General features: G+C 50.4%; 12 protein-coding genes. 4 read left to right on the forward strand and 8 right to left on the reverse strand.

The window, feature by feature from the left end; genetic code table 11:
- Positions 1 to 534 precede the first annotated feature (534 nt).
- From ABID13_RS28070 to ABID13_RS28090, 5 genes are all read right to left on the reverse strand, one after another.
- Entirely contained in the window at positions 535 to 900 is a 366-nt protein-coding gene (locus ABID13_RS28070; RefSeq protein WP_082173822.1) for a holo-ACP synthase, read from the reverse strand.
- Positions 901 to 1,142: 242 nt separating this feature from the next.
- Entirely contained in the window at positions 1,143 to 2,594 is a 1,452-nt protein-coding gene (locus ABID13_RS28075) for a 4Fe-4S dicluster domain-containing protein (protein WP_007863166.1), read from the reverse strand.
- A gap of 260 nt (positions 2,595 to 2,854) precedes the next feature.
- Complete coding sequence (locus ABID13_RS28080; protein WP_007863167.1) at positions 2,855 to 4,033, reverse strand: SpoIIE family protein phosphatase; 1,179 nt, start codon at positions 4,031 to 4,033, stop codon at positions 2,855 to 2,857.
- On the reverse strand, positions 4,033 to 6,129 hold the full coding sequence (locus tag ABID13_RS28085) for a [Fe-Fe] hydrogenase large subunit C-terminal domain-containing protein (protein WP_007863168.1): 2,097 nt from the start codon (positions 6,127 to 6,129) through the stop codon (positions 4,033 to 4,035). The genes ABID13_RS28080 and ABID13_RS28085 overlap by 1 nt, the downstream gene beginning before the upstream one ends.
- Positions 6,130 to 6,131: 2 nt before the next feature.
- A complete protein-coding gene (locus tag ABID13_RS28090) occupies positions 6,132 to 6,371 on the reverse strand; it encodes a (2Fe-2S) ferredoxin domain-containing protein (protein WP_007863169.1) in 240 nt (79 codons plus the stop codon).
- A 164-nt stretch (positions 6,372 to 6,535) separates the two neighbouring features.
- Between ABID13_RS28090 and ABID13_RS28095 the strand changes: the two genes are divergently transcribed.
- From ABID13_RS28095 to ABID13_RS28105, 3 genes are read left to right on the forward strand one after another with little or no spacing between them, the layout of a single operon-like run.
- The gene (locus ABID13_RS28095) at positions 6,536 to 7,663 is read left to right on the forward strand and encodes an ABC transporter substrate-binding protein (protein ID WP_007863171.1); all 1,128 of its coding nucleotides are present in this window, start codon (positions 6,536 to 6,538) and stop codon (positions 7,661 to 7,663) included.
- Positions 7,664 to 7,687: 24 nt separating this feature from the next.
- Positions 7,688 to 8,425, forward strand: a complete 738-nt coding sequence (locus tag ABID13_RS28100; protein WP_045091808.1) for an ABC transporter permease — start codon at positions 7,688 to 7,690, stop codon at positions 8,423 to 8,425.
- A 28-nt stretch (positions 8,426 to 8,453) separates the two neighbouring features.
- Positions 8,454 to 9,032 carry an ATP-binding cassette domain-containing protein gene (locus ABID13_RS28105; protein WP_048929504.1) on the forward strand — a complete coding sequence of 193 codons (579 nt, stop codon included), beginning with the start codon at positions 8,454 to 8,456 and terminating at the stop codon, positions 9,030 to 9,032.
- 62 nt (positions 9,033 to 9,094) lie between these two features.
- Here the strand turns inward: ABID13_RS28105 and ABID13_RS28110 are convergent, their stop codons facing one another.
- From ABID13_RS28110 to ABID13_RS28120, 3 genes are read right to left on the reverse strand one after another with little or no spacing between them, the layout of a single operon-like run.
- The gene (locus ABID13_RS28110; protein ID WP_007863177.1) at positions 9,095 to 9,712 is read right to left on the reverse strand and encodes a manganese catalase family protein; all 618 of its coding nucleotides are present in this window, start codon (positions 9,710 to 9,712) and stop codon (positions 9,095 to 9,097) included.
- 1 nt (position 9,713) lies between these two features.
- On the reverse strand, positions 9,714 to 9,983 hold the full coding sequence (locus tag ABID13_RS28115; protein WP_007863179.1) for a spore coat protein CotJB: 270 nt from the start codon (positions 9,981 to 9,983) through the stop codon (positions 9,714 to 9,716).
- Positions 9,980 to 10,399, reverse strand: coding sequence for a spore coat associated protein CotJA (locus ABID13_RS28120; protein WP_048929505.1), 420 nt, complete (start codon positions 10,397 to 10,399; stop codon positions 9,980 to 9,982). Before ABID13_RS28120 ends, ABID13_RS28115 begins: the two co-directional genes overlap by 4 nt.
- A gap of 183 nt (positions 10,400 to 10,582) precedes the next feature.
- On the opposite strand from ABID13_RS28120, the gene ABID13_RS28125 reads away from it, so the two are divergent.
- On the forward strand, positions 10,583 to 10,909 hold the full coding sequence (locus tag ABID13_RS28125) for a hypothetical protein (RefSeq protein WP_147329430.1): 327 nt from the start codon (positions 10,583 to 10,585) through the stop codon (positions 10,907 to 10,909).
- Positions 10,910 to 11,031 lie beyond the last annotated feature (122 nt).

The following is an 11,031-nucleotide window of genomic DNA, read 5'->3' on the forward strand; positions in this document are numbered from 1 at the left end:
GGAAAAATGAATATAAATTCCCTTATTTTATTTTGCATTTAAAATGGCCCGAATTTTTTGGGTTTTTCTTTTTCCTTCATTTTTGGGGTTAAAATTCGGTTTTAGCCGGTACCCCCCCCCCCCCCCCCCCCAAAAAAAAATCATACATCATATCTTCCACAAAGCATCCCCTTTACCTTAAGGATGCAAATTTGCTTAATTTATCTTCATTTGTAACCTTCCGCCTCTTAATGTGTTGCTGCGGCGGAATAGTTGCTAAGATACAAATCTTCTAATTTTTTTATTGGGACAAATGCTTATTATAATCGACACTATTTCCGGCTGCACATTATTGTTTTGACATTGCATCATTTTTATCACTGCTAATGTCTGGTTTCGATGGACTTAAATAACAGAAGCGGCCGTATTGCCCAGTTTTCTGTGGGTTAGCCGTGCGATAAGCTAAAAGCCAACACAACGGCTTACAGTGCATTACAAGGGTTTATTCAGGTTACCATATTCATGCTTCTCTGTATTACATTTCAGTCGAATCTTCTATTCCGCAAATGCCATTGACACAATAGTATCCCTCTCATAAGACACGGACAAAAGAATCTGCGATATACCGTTTTTATCTGCGATCTCTTTTATTCTTCCATACAGAGAAACAAATAGAATACCATTTGAGTCTGTCAAGATTTCTATCTCTTGAAAGCTTCGTATACCCTCAAATGTATGTAAACTTTTGTATACTGCTTCCTTTAATGAAAACCTCTTAGCAAAAGCAATATACTGATTTTCCTGTTTCAGAACTTCTTCAATTTCCTTTTCTGTAAACTGTCTTATGAATCCCCGCATTTGACTATCTACCATTGGCTCTACTCTTCCAGTTTCAAGAATATCAATTCCTATACCCTTCATGCCAAATTAACTATCATCATATCTACATACATATTAATCTATTGCTTATTGTATTTTAAATACCAAAAAAGGCCCCGGGAGCATTCATCTCCCAGGGCCAAGGCATCTATTTCTCACGCCCTGAAAAACACCCATTTCCAGGCCGTGATTCCACTCAACTTTCCTTCAGGAACCACCACATCCTGTGGTCTTTTTCATCATATCCTCTCAAATACCACAACCGGCATCTAAACTGCCGCAGCTTAATGCCGGTGCATAGAAAACGCATCCATGGGATACTTTTTCAGATTCTCCAGCACATTCCTCTCCTCAGCTGAACCAATCAGCTGATCCCTGGCTTTCTTGGCTTCTACCTCGGTTTTGTGTCTGCTGGGACCGCCTACGCAGCCTCCCACACAGGCCATTCCCTCGATAAAGTCCTCGGGAAGCCGTCCTACCTTTAAGAGCAGCAGGGCTTTCTTGCACTCTGCAGCGCCGTTGCATCGGTTTACCTTGATATCTGTGTTTTCATCCATCTCCTTCAGGCACTGAAGCACGGCTGCGGTAACGCCTCCGCCATTGCCAAAGCGCTTGCCGAATACGGAGCTCTCCTGATAGTCGTTCTCCGCCGGCTGAAGTTCCACGCCCTTGGCGCGCATCATGGCGCGGATCTCGCCAAAGGTCATGGCATAGTCTGCATTTCCCTTAACATTAAGGTCCAGGCTCTCACTCTTCTTTGCAATACACGGTCCGATAAACACAGTGATGGACTCCGGATCCTGGCTCTTGATCATTCTGGAAACCGCACACATGGGGGAAACCGTTGTGGACATGTTCTCCAAAAGCATGGGGAAATGCTGCTTGATCATGTTCACAAATGCAGGACAGCAGGAGGTGGTCATCTTTTTGCCTTCCTTGTGTGCCTCAGCCCACTCCTCGGCCTCGTAAGCAGCTGTCATATCGCCGCCCAGTCCCACTTCCACCATATCCGCAAAGCCAAGCTGTTTTAAAGCGATCCTCCAGCTGGCCATGGTCACATCCGGGCCAAACTGGCCTTCCGTGGCAGGCGCCACCATGGCCACGACCCTCTTGCCGGCCTTGATCAGGCGGATGACATCCACCATAAACGTCTTGGAACCAATGGCGCCAAAGGGGCAGCTGTGGATACAGGCGCCGCACTGGATACATTTCTTCTCATCGATCACACAGATGCCGTACTCATCATAAGTAATGGCATCCACGGGGCAGATCTTCTTACAGGGGCGCTCCAGATGTGCGATTGCATTATAGGGGCATGCCTGTGAACACTTTCCGCATTCCTTACACTTTGTCGGTTCAATGTAAGCGCGCTCCCGCCCCATGCTGATGGCACCGAAATTACAGGAATTCTGACAGGCCTTTCCCATACACTTGCGGCAGTTGTCCGTCACTATGTAGGAAGCAATGGGACACTCCTCACAGGCTGCGTTGATGACCTGCACCACATTGGAAGTATCCTTTCCTGCCGGACATTTCCCCTCTGCAAGGCGTACCCTCTGCTTGATGATCTCCCTCTCCTTATAAATACAGCAGCGGTAGGTTGCCTGGGGTCCGGGGATCATGGTATAGGGAATCTCCCCGCGTTTTTCCTCAAGATTCCCTTCCCATGCAGCCTTGGCCACTTCGTACAGAACATCATGCTTCAAGCGCAGGATCGTTGCATCATTGGTTACCATTCTCTTTTCCTCCTCGTTATGAGCACTTAGAGACCGTATTTGGGTTTCTTACGTGCGATACATGTCATCTCCACTTGGTGAGGTCCTAAACGAACCTAGTGGAGTGGCTCGTTATGAGCACTTAGAGACCGTATCTGGTTCTCTAAGTGCAGTGAAATACACCTCTATATCCATTCCATCCATGATTGTTAATAATATATCAACAACTGAAAATCTACTATATTTATGCGGAAAAAGCAAGTATTTAATGAGATACAAAGTTAATAATATGTAACGACTACTTTTTTACCCATCTCTTCGATCACACGTCCCAGCTGTTCCACAAGGTTCTGGCGGATACCCAGATCAAAGGGAAGGCCCGGGTTCTGATAGGCGCTGTTGATCGCTTTTCCAACATATAAATGCACTTCCGTACAGTCCTCGATCAGCACTTTGGCTACCATGGAACCGCCGTTGGGCTTATCCAGCTCCTGGAAGAATTCCTCGGACACGGTTTCATTCTTCACATACCTGCGCAGCAGCTGCAACACCCTGTTCAGGGTCAGTACACCCTCTGTCACCAGGTCCACGCCGTCCATATAGGCAATAGGCGGGATCTCCGGATCCACATAATCCAGGGAAACATCCAGCTTTTTCCCCAATACCCTGGACACAATCGTGGCGCTGGTCCCGCCGCACACAATGGTCTTGGCATTGGGATCATCCAGGAATTCATGGACCATGCGTACATCATCCTCCGGGTTGCGGGCAGGTCCGGTCATAAGGTGCACCGGCTTGCTGTCAATGATCCGCATGCATGCAACCGTGGTATCATCCCCCGGCCTGAACTGATAAAGCTCATCACAGGCCCTGCTGATGGATGCGGCCAGACGCATGGCTGACACGGTCATGGCATACTGGCGCACCGCATAGTCCGCAATGTCCTGCCACAGCCATCCAAAGTTTAGAAGCTCTCCCACTCCCGCATGGATAGTACCATCGCTCATAAGGATCAGAGCATCTCCCTTTTGGACCTTAAACCTGTACTCATTGATCTCCTTGCCCTGGATGACGCGGACATTCTTAGGAATCTTCATGAGCTTGCCGTCACGTATGAAAATACATCCCGGATTGTCATACTCCACCAGATAAGCATCGCCGTTGTGGTATACCTGCAGGATGCTGAAGGTGGAATATGCCACCTGCCGCACCTGGCAGATGGGCAGTGTCTCACTGATGGTGTCCACGCACTCTTCCAGGGTAGCGCCGTTTAAGAACATGGTTCCCAGTATCTTGGACGTCAGGGTGGAAAGGATATTGGCCTTGACGCCGCTTCCCATGCCGTCAGCCAGAATCATGATGTTGGAATCCGCGGTCTGCAGCAGTTCCACCTTGTCCCCGCAGAGGATCTCGGTGTATTTATTCAGGCTTTTATAAGCAACATCCACTGTAATTCCCATTATCTACCTCCGCTGCCGCCTGGTTTTTTCAAATCAGAACTGCTCAGATGGACATACCCCGTCTTTTTGCCTGCGGGAGCAGCGCTTCCTATATGGACATACCCTTTGGAGGCTTTCTCCTTAGGTGCCGCCCCGCTGCTGACTCCGGCTTCAGAGGCATTTCGGGCATCAGCTGCTGCAGGCGTCCCGGACGGTGTCCCGGATGTTGTACCGGACATTGTCCCGGATGTTGCACTGCCTGGGCTGGTACTTCCCGCGCCTGCACCGCCTCCCAGGTTTCCGGGTGTCATGACCCCGCTCAAAGGCACTGCGCCGCTTCCCAGCTGCACATTGGGGATATCCCGGTCCTCCTCACCCCCTGCATATCCTGCATCCGCCCCATCCTCCAACAGGGAATGGCACAGCTTGGTCAGGGTGGTCTTTGTCTCAGCCGTTGTCTCGCCTAAAAGTCCGGCGATCTCCTGGGCCACCATCATCTGCTTGTGGATGATCTTCTGAGCCAGGTCAATGGTCTCCAGCTTTTTCTCGTACTCTTCCTGAGCCAGTTCTTCCTCCCTTGTAATGTCGATAAAGGTGGCCAGAACTGCATTTTCCTTCTCTATGTATACAATATTCTGAAGGGTGGACAGCTTGTACTCAGGATAATTCACCCTCTTGCCGTGAATGTTCTGGTGTGTGTCAAATACCCACTGGAAATTCACTGGGTCAATGAGTTCGTACAGGTACATCTGCAGTGCCTCAGACCTGGTCTTTCCAAAATACTTCTCCCCCACATCCGAATATTCCAGAATGCGCATATCATCCCCCACGATCAGCACAATGTTAGGGGAGGTCTCCATTACCAGGTTGGACATGGACTCCGCCTTCTCATGCATGAATGGAATACACATGCTCACCTCTGCCTTGTGCTGGAATACGGCGATCGCCTTCTCCCTGCAGGTAGGATAACCGCAGGCGCCGCAGTTCAGTTCGTCCTCGGGTTTTAACTTGTTGGTCATGCGCAGGATCTCACGTATCTGGTCTTCGGTAGGCTGCGGATCCTTTGGCGCGTGGTCCTCAAACCGCTTGCCAAAGTTTACGTTCTCCCACACAGGCTGCATCCGGCTGGCCTCTGCCGGCTCCCTGCCTATGGTCTCCTCCATATCCAGCTTTACCTTGAATCTGGAAATAAATTCATCATTCACAGTCGGCCCCTTGATACAGCCGCCGGAGCACATATTCATCTCAATAAAACAGCCCTTGATCTCACCCCGGGACATGCTCTTGCACAGATCAATACAGTTGGCCACTCCATGGACATAAAATTTCCTGTAGCCATCGCTCTCCTCCTCGGTGGCCAATACGGAGTTCACCACGCCGTTGGTCACGGGATAAAGGCGGTTGACCCTTGGGTCAAATGCTGTAAAGGGCTGGTCCTCACAATCCTCAATGACTATGTCCTCTTCCTCCAGCCACTTGTTGATATCATTGAAATTAAGCACCGCATCGATATAGGTGTCATGCCTTGGATCCCTGGATTCTTTTTTCTTTGCAATACACGGTCCCAGGAACACCACCTTCACATTCCGGCCCAGCTCCTCCTTCAGAAGCTTGCCATGGGCGATCATGGGCGATACCACGGGAGCCATGTAAGGCACAAGCTGAGGATAATATATCTCGATCAGGTCATTGACGCTTGGGCAGCAGGTGGTTATGATATTGTCCATCCTGTGCTCTTTCAAAAGCTTTGCGTATTCCGCTGTCACGAATGCGGCCCCCTCTGAAGTCTCCCTTACATCCTCAAAGCCAAGGCGCATAAGCGCCCCCCTCACCTGGCCGATCGTCTTATATTTTAAAAGTCCCATGTAAGCCGGTGCAATGGACACCACTACCCGCATGCCTTCCCTTATAAATCCCTTCACCATATCCAGATCGCTTCGCAGCGTTTTGGCTGACTGGGGACAGATCTTCAGACAATGTCCGCAAAGGATACATTTGTCCGACATGATCACCGCCCGTTCGTCCTTGACCTGGATGGCTTTAACTTCGCAATAACGGACACACTTATAGCAGTGTTTGCACTTTGTGGCTTTGAAATCTATGATTTCCATGCCCATAATCAAAGTCTCCCCTTAATCTCATTTTCAAAGAATTCTTCTGTGTCTTCCGGTCTCAGGGAATACAGCTCGCCTTCCACCGTCACGCATACCCCATGGTCACAATTGCCTGTGCAAAACGCACCGTTTAAGTCTACCTTGTCGGACAGTCCGTTCTCATCCACCAGTTTCTGAAGCTTGGCGATAATCTCACGGGACCCCTTTAAATGACAGGCACTTCCAATACAAATCGTTACTTTCATCCTTATTCCTCCACTATCTGCGTGTATTATGGGCTCACCCCAAACCATGCCTCCATTATCTCATATTGTGATATTTATATCAATAATATTTCTCAAATATTTTATAGAAAACAAGGGCTTGTTGTGCTATAGTAAAGGATATTTATGAGAGGAGCGAATGTATTATGAAAAAGTCGATTTTGTTACTGATCACAGCCGTTATGGGTGCATCTCTGGCCCTTGGAGGATGCAGCGGCGCCTCCGGTTCATCCCCTTCCGCAACAGCCGGCCAGGCGCAGACGGAGGCCCCGGCCTCCACGGAGATTTCCTCCCAGTCTGCCGAGGAATCAGCCGCAGCCGAAGAAGGATCCACGGCCGAGAGCGCATCCGGCCAGGAGGATCCGGAGCTCACCTGCCAGGCCGGCGTCCGTGTGGGCTCCCTGAAGGGACCGACCTCCATGGGTCTGGTATCCCTGATGGACAAGGCCTCCAAGGGAGAAACTGCCAATGTCTACGAGTTTACCATGGCCGGCAAGGCGGATGAACTGGTGGGCAAGATTGCAAACGGAGACCTGGACATTGCCCTGGTCCCGGCCAATGTGGCAAGCGTCCTTTACAACAAGACCCAGGGAAATGTAACGGTCCTGGACATCAATACCCTGGGCGTGCTGTACGTGGTGGCATCCGATGATTCCATCACCTCCATGGCCGACTTAAAGGGCAGGAGCATTTACATGACAGGAAAGGGCACCACCCCCGAGTATGTAATGAATTACCTGTTAAAGGGAAATGGACTTTCAACCTCTGATGTGGACCTTCAGTTCAAGTCCGAGGCCACTGAGGTGGCATCTCTCCTGAAAGAAGATTCAAGCGCCATCGGCGTCCTTCCGCAGCCATTTGCCACTGCGGCCTGCATCCAGAACCCGGATCTAAAGACAGTTCTGGACCTGACAGAGCAGTGGAACCTGCTAAACAAGGATACCGGCAGCATGCTGGTCACCGGCGTCACTCTGGTTCGCAGCGATTTTCTCAGGGAGAACCAGGCGCCTGTAGCTGAATTCCTGGAGGAGCATGCCCAGTCTGCCCTCTTTGCCACAGAGCATGTAGAGGAGGCCGCTGAACTGATCGCGGCACAGGGCATTGTTGAAAAGGCCCCCATTGCCCAGAAGGCCCTTCCCTATTGCAACATTGTGTGCCTCACCGGTCAGGAGATGAAAGATGCCCTAAGCGGCTATTTATCCACCCTGATGGAACAGGATCCCAAGTCCATTGGTGGACAGCTGCCAGGAGATGACTTTTATTACATGCCATAATTCGGCATTCCGGAGACACGGTTCATGAAGCAGAATACCCGATTAAGAAAATATCTCATATGGCTGTTCTGGATTGCAGTATGGCAGGCCGCCAATATGCTGATACACAATAACATCATATTTGTAGGACCCATGGACATGATCCTGGCCCTTATGGAGCTTGTCCGGGACAGCTCTTTCTGGGCCTCCATCTTTAATTCCTTTGCCAGGATCAGCATCGGATTCCTGGGCGCATTTGTCCTGGGGATCCTTCTGGGAAGCCTGGCCTATGTGTCCGGCCTGGTAAAGGAACTGCTGGAGCCCATCATGCTGTTAATCAAATCCGTGCCTGTGGCCTCCTTTGTCATTCTTGCTCTGATCTGGATCGGCTCCCATAACCTGTCCGTGTTCACTTCCTTTCTGGTGGTAGTACCCATGATCTATGTGAGTACACTCTCAGGCCTGGAACACACGGACCGGAAGCTGCTGGAGATGGCCAGGGTCTTTTCCATGCCCCTGTACAAGCAGGTGCGGTATATCTACATTCCCGGTCTTCTTCCTTACCTGATCAGCGGATGCAGGACCGCCCTTGGCATGAGCTGGAAATCCGGCGTGGCCGCGGAGGTGATCGGTATCCCGGAAGGCTCCATCGGCGAACAGCTCTATTACTCCAAGCTTTATCTGGACACTGCAGGTCTGTTTGCCTGGACCTTTGTGATCATCATTGTCAGCGCACTGTTTGAGCACCTGTTCCTGTATCTGTTAAAGAAAGTACGGCATTAAAGGAAAATGCGCGACAAGGAGGCAACAAATGAAGATCGAACTAAAGCATATAGCAAAATCCTTCAACGGGCTGCCTGTTCTCCGGGACATCAATCTGACCTTCAGGGACGGCGGCTGTTACTGCCTTATGAGCCCCTCCGGTTCAGGCAAGACCACCCTGCTGCGCATCCTCATGGGACTGGAACAGCCGGATGAGGGAACACTGGAGGTTGACATTGAACCAGCCGCCGTATCCGCCGTATTCCAGGAGGACAGGCTGTGTGAGTCTTTCTCGCCCGTGGAAAATGTAACCATGTGCACAGGCCGTTCCATGAAAGCATCCCGCGTAAGATGGGAGATGGTCAAACTGCTTCCCGAGGAATGCCTAAGCCGCCCGGTATCCACTTTAAGCGGCGGTATGAAGCGGCGGGTGGCAGTTCTCAGGGCTTTGCTCACCCCTTCCCATGTCCTGCTGATGGATGAACCCTTTACCGGAATGGATGAAGATTTAAAGCGCAGCGTCATCGCCTATATCAGGGAAAAGCAGAATGGCCGTATCCTGATACTGTCTACCCACCAGGAGGAGGATGTGGAGCTGATCGGCGGGGAACTGGTACGGCTGGCGTAGGAACAGTGCAGGTAGCGGATACCTGCACTGTTTTTGTGTTCAATGGATTTCTTTCAGCAAATCTACTGCTGGCAGGGATTGGACTGCATATCAAATTCAGGGTTAAATGCATAGAAATTCCTGCTGTCCAGCTTATCCTGGGTAATCCTCAGACATTCACCAAACCGCTGGTAATGGACCACTTCCCTGGCCCTGAGGAACTTAATGGGTTCACAGACATCATAATCCTTCACAACGCGCAGGATGTTGTCATAGGTACTTCTGGCCTTCTGCTCAGCTGCCATATCCTCGTGGAGATCCGTGATCACATCGCCCTTGGACTGGAATTCGCACGCATTAAAGGGGATACCGCCTGCTGCCTGGGGCCAGATACCTGTGGCATGGTCAATGTAGTAAGGGCCAAAGCCCTGTTCTACCAGCTGGTCTGCCGTCAGGTTCCTGGTAAGCTGATGGACAATGGTTGCAACAATCTCAAGGTGGGCCAGCTCTTCCGTTCCAATATCGGTGAGGGCTGCCTTGCACTCCTTGTAAGGCATGGTGTAGCGCTGGGACAGGTAACGCATGGACGCGCCCATCTCGCCGTCAGGGCCGCCGTACTGGCTCATTATAAACTGCGCCATCTGAGCATTGGGTTCTTTGATATTAACAGGGAACTCCAGTCTTTTTTCATATATCCACATATCAGCACCCTCCTTCCCATGGCCATGGATCATTGACCCAGGACCAGTACGCAGTATCATTGTTAGCGGATGCGGTCAGCGGCCCGAACTGTGCTTCAAAGGCATCTGCCGCACTCCGGTATGCCTGTGCCATCTGATTATAATAATCAATGGCTGCAGCATCACAGGGGTGGGTGTCTAAATAGAGGTTTGCATCAACCACGGCAAAACCAGCCTCGTCTACCTGACGCAGCATGGCTTCACGGGAAGTTCCAAAATCAAAGTTTGTCATCTGCTGCACCTCCCGTAGTTAAATTGAAGATCCAGGTCAGGGAAAATCGTTCCCTGTACCAGCCCCCTCTCCGGGGCGTAGGTGGTCTGCCACTGCTGCCATGGCACATATGCCATTGCAACCGGGAACTGCTGTTCCAGACAGCCCGGCTCTGTAGAAACACATACCATCTGATTCATATTAGGATATGTCTGATTCATATTAGGATATGTCTGATCCATATCCGGATATGTTTGATCCATATATGAATATGAAGGTACGGTGTTGTTGTCGCTGACGGCCCAGGGTACTGTATTCATATCCGGATAATCCGGCTGCCAGTAAGAGCCGCTGTCATTTTGGCTGGAAGTGTTACAGGACACATGTCTGCAGCCGCACCCGCAGCACTGTCCGCTTACATCTGTATAGGAATCCATAGGATGGATACTCCTTCCAATATCTTTTCTTTTATTATAGTTTATGACACAGCCAACAGCCCGTGACAGAAAAGTCATGAAAGAAAAACAGTAACACTTTGTCTGCGCGTCCCATATGATATAGTACAAACCAATAAAAAAGGAGAGTGCGATATATGTGTTGCTTTAGATTTGGATGTGGATGTGGTTGTAGATGTAATCGTTGTTGTTTTGGCTGCGGCGGTTTTGGCTGCGGATGCGGCAACAATAGCTGCGGCAATAATAACTGCGGCAATAATAGCTGTGGTTGTGGAAACAGCGGATGTGGATGCGGCAATAACAGCAATAGCTGCGGATGCCGTGACATCTGTGCAGGCGCCAGGCGCCAGGCATACCGCGAAGGCTTCCGCAACGGATACTGGCAGGGCTTTAATGATGCCAGCTGGGGCAGGCCAGGCGGCTTTCCTCAGCCCCGGGCTGCGGAAGCAGAATCCGATGGCTGCGGCTGCGGAAATTAAATTATTAATATAGATCAGGCAGGACCCCAATGGGCCCTGCCTCAGACTGTAGACAACTAGCCTCCTAATAGGAGGCGGTTGTCTTTTTTCTTTCACTCAGGATTTCGATGTAGTATAATAGTACTATACGAAAGT

Origin of the sequence: Enterocloster citroniae, assembly GCF_040545455.1 — a bacterium.
GTDB lineage: Bacteria > Bacillota > Clostridia > Lachnospirales > Lachnospiraceae > Enterocloster > Enterocloster citroniae.

Coding starts and splice junctions, on each gene's coding strand:
- ABID13_RS28095 (WP_007863171.1), top strand. CDS start 6,536: ATGAAAAAGTCGATTTTGTTACTGATCACAGCCGTTATGGGTGCATCT.
- ABID13_RS28105 (WP_048929504.1), top strand. CDS start 8,454: ATGAAGATCGAACTAAAGCATATAGCAAAATCCTTCAACGGGCTGCCT.
- ABID13_RS28100 (WP_045091808.1), top strand. CDS start 7,688: ATGAAGCAGAATACCCGATTAAGAAAATATCTCATATGGCTGTTCTGG.
- ABID13_RS28110 (WP_007863177.1), bottom strand. CDS start 9,712: ATGTGGATATATGAAAAAAGACTGGAGTTCCCTGTTAATATCAAAGAA.
- ABID13_RS28115 (WP_007863179.1), bottom strand. CDS start 9,983: ATGACAAACTTTGATTTTGGAACTTCCCGTGAAGCCATGCTGCGTCAG.
- ABID13_RS28080 (WP_007863167.1), bottom strand. CDS start 4,033: ATGGGAATTACAGTGGATGTTGCTTATAAAAGCCTGAATAAATACACC.
- ABID13_RS28070 (WP_082173822.1), bottom strand. CDS start 900: ATGAAGGGTATAGGAATTGATATTCTTGAAACTGGAAGAGTAGAGCCA.
- ABID13_RS28075 (WP_007863166.1), bottom strand. CDS start 2,594: ATGGTAACCAATGATGCAACGATCCTGCGCTTGAAGCATGATGTTCTG.
- ABID13_RS28090 (WP_007863169.1), bottom strand. CDS start 6,371: ATGAAAGTAACGATTTGTATTGGAAGTGCCTGTCATTTAAAGGGGTCC.
- ABID13_RS28120 (WP_048929505.1), bottom strand. CDS start 10,399: ATGGATTCCTATACAGATGTAAGCGGACAGTGCTGCGGGTGCGGCTGC.
- ABID13_RS28085 (WP_007863168.1), bottom strand. CDS start 6,129: ATGGGCATGGAAATCATAGATTTCAAAGCCACAAAGTGCAAACACTGC.